Origin of the sequence: Romboutsia sp. (assembly GCF_035470145.1) — a bacterium.
Taxonomy (GTDB): domain Bacteria; phylum Bacillota; class Clostridia; order Peptostreptococcales; family Peptostreptococcaceae; genus Romboutsia_D.
In genome coordinates, this window is the sequence record NZ_DATIRC010000232.1 from 1 (window position 1) to 2421 (window position 2421).

Below are 2421 nucleotides of genomic sequence, written 5' to 3' on the forward strand. Positions count from 1 at the left end.
ACAACACTTATAGTAAATACTGACCAAGATGAAAACACAAAAAGAATAACGGATGATCAATACAGAGTAACAGAAAAATTAGCAGTAATGTATGGAGAAATAATAAAATCAAGAATAGTATTAGAGCCTGTAATAGATAACCTAAAATTAGATGAAACATTTGAACAACTATCAGAGCAAATAACAGTATCACCAGTTAAAGACACTCAAATAATAAGTATAAGTGTACAAGATACCAACCCAAATAAAGCTAGAGACATAGCAAATGAAATTACAAAAGTATTTCCAAAAGAAGCAAAAAGAATAACAAAAGCAAATGGTGTAGAAGTAATAGATAAAGCTATAGTACCAAATTCCCCTATTAAGCCCAATAAGGTAATGAACGTTGCAATAGCAGCAGTACTTGGGATTATGATAGGTCTATTTGTTGTGTTTTTAATAGAATATTTAGATAACAAAATAAAAACACCACAAGATATAGAAAAATACTTAGGATTACCAATATTAGGAGTAATACCAAATGAAAAATTAGCAAAATAAAACAGGGGAACAAAACAGGGGTGGGAATAAATGAATAAAGTAATAAGTATAAGTAAACCAAAATCACCTATAGCAGAAGCATATAGAGGAATAAGAACAAGCATAGAATTTGCTAATTTAGATAAAGAAATAAAAGTAATAAACATAACAAGTAGTAAACAAAATGAAGGAAAAACAACAGTAGTAGCAAACCTAGCAGTCAGCTTTGCAAACTTAGAAAAAAAAGTACTAATACTTGATGGAGACCTAAGAAATCCAAGTATACATAGAATGTTTGGAATAAGTAATATACAGGGACTTACAGACGTACTTGTTAACAACAAAACATTTGTAGAATGTGTACACTGTACAGACACAAAAAACTTACATGTATTAACATGTGGTCAAATACCACCAAACCCATCAGAAATGTTATCATCTAAAAAAATGAGAGAGTTTGTACAAAGTTTAAGAGAACATTATGATTATATATTTATAGATGCACCACCAATAGGTATCGTTACAGATGCAGGAATAATATCAACATACACAGACGGAACATTGTTTGTAGTTGGATCTAATGAAGCAGACTCAGAAATGGCAAAGATATCAAAAGAAAGATTAGACAATGTTGGTGCTAATATACTAGGAACTGTACTTAACAAATTTGAAGTTAATGGTTCAGGATATGATTATTATAACTATTATTATCAAGAAAGTGAAAGAAGCTCTAGATCATCAAGAAATAAGAAGAAAAAGAAATAAAAAGATAAATATACAGGGGGAGAGAATTTTATGGAAATACAAAGTGCAAACCCTCAGCAAGAAAGTGTTTTAAGTAAAATATTAAGTACATATAAAGTAAGACAAATTACATTATGGTCTCTAGATATGTGTAGTATATTGTTAGCAATATTAATATCAATAAACCTAACAGGAATAACAAAAGCAATAGGGATAAGCACAATAATACTACCACTAATAATATACATGATACTTCACACAATATCATTTTTAAAATGCAAATGCTATTCAAGTTTATGGAGATACGCAGGCGAAGAAGAAATGGCATCCATACTAATAGCATGTATCATATATGTATTACCACTTTATTTAATGCACCAACTTATGGGAGTTAATTATTCAATACTGTTTTATACAGTGAACACAATATTAATAATAGCATTCACTGGTGGATTAAGATTAACGTATAGAACAGGAAGAAGAATAAAACTAAGAACATCATTAAAAGAAGGAAACAGTAGAGTACTAGTAATAGGTGGTGGAAGCGCTGGAGAAATGATAATCAACGAGCTAAAAGAAAACCCACAATTAGGAAAAATACCAGTAGGAATATTAGATGATGATACTAATAAGCTAGGAAGAAGAATACACAATGTAAAAATCCTAGGAAAAACAAAAGACATAAAAAGAATAGTTAAAGAATATGAAATAGACGAAATCATACTAGCAATGGCTAATGTAAGCAATGATAGAAAGAAAATAATTATAGAAAAATGTAAATCAACAAAATGTAAACTAAAAACAATACCAGGAATATTTGAAATAATAGATGGTAAAGTAGATATCAAAAAAATAAGAGACGTAGACATAGAAGACTTATTAGGTAGAGAACCGATAAATGTTAACTTATCCGAAATGAGTGAATACATACAAAACAAAGTAGTACTAGTCACAGGTGGAGGAGGAAGTATAGGAAGTGAGCTATGTAGACAAATAGCAAGCTTTAAACCTAATCACCTAATAATACTAGACAACTACGAAAACAATGCTTATTCAATACAACAAGAATTAATAAGAAAATATGTCAGCACAATTAACCTAAGTACAATAATAGCATAAGTAAGAGAAGAAGTTAGAATGGAAGAAATATTTAATAAA

At 29.3% G+C, this 2421-nt stretch carries 3 protein-coding genes; all 3 read left to right on the plus strand.

Annotation, left to right across the window (positions count from 1 at the left end; all coding sequences use genetic code 11):
• A partial coding sequence (locus VLM92_RS09955) for a YveK family protein (RefSeq protein WP_325276192.1) occupies window positions 1-540 on the plus strand: 540 nt, incomplete at its 5' end.
• Between the two features lie 30 nt (window positions 541-570).
• Window positions 571-1284: a CpsD/CapB family tyrosine-protein kinase gene (locus VLM92_RS09960; protein WP_325276193.1), complete on the plus strand. Its 714-nt coding sequence runs from the start codon at window positions 571-573 to the stop codon at window positions 1282-1284.
• Window positions 1285-1314: 30 nt separating this feature from the next.
• The gene (locus tag VLM92_RS09965; protein WP_325276194.1) at window positions 1315-2382 is read left to right on the plus strand and encodes a nucleoside-diphosphate sugar epimerase/dehydratase; all 1068 of its coding nucleotides are present in this window, start codon (window positions 1315-1317) and stop codon (window positions 2380-2382) included.
• The last annotated feature ends 39 nt before the right edge of the window (window positions 2383-2421 follow it).

Excerpts from the sequence above, each read along its gene's own strand:
- VLM92_RS09965 (WP_325276194.1), top strand. The coding sequence starts at position 1,315 with ATGGAAATACAAAGTGCAAACCCTCAGCAAGAAAGTGTTTTAAGTAAA.
- VLM92_RS09960 (WP_325276193.1), top strand. The coding sequence starts at position 571 with ATGAATAAAGTAATAAGTATAAGTAAACCAAAATCACCTATAGCAGAA.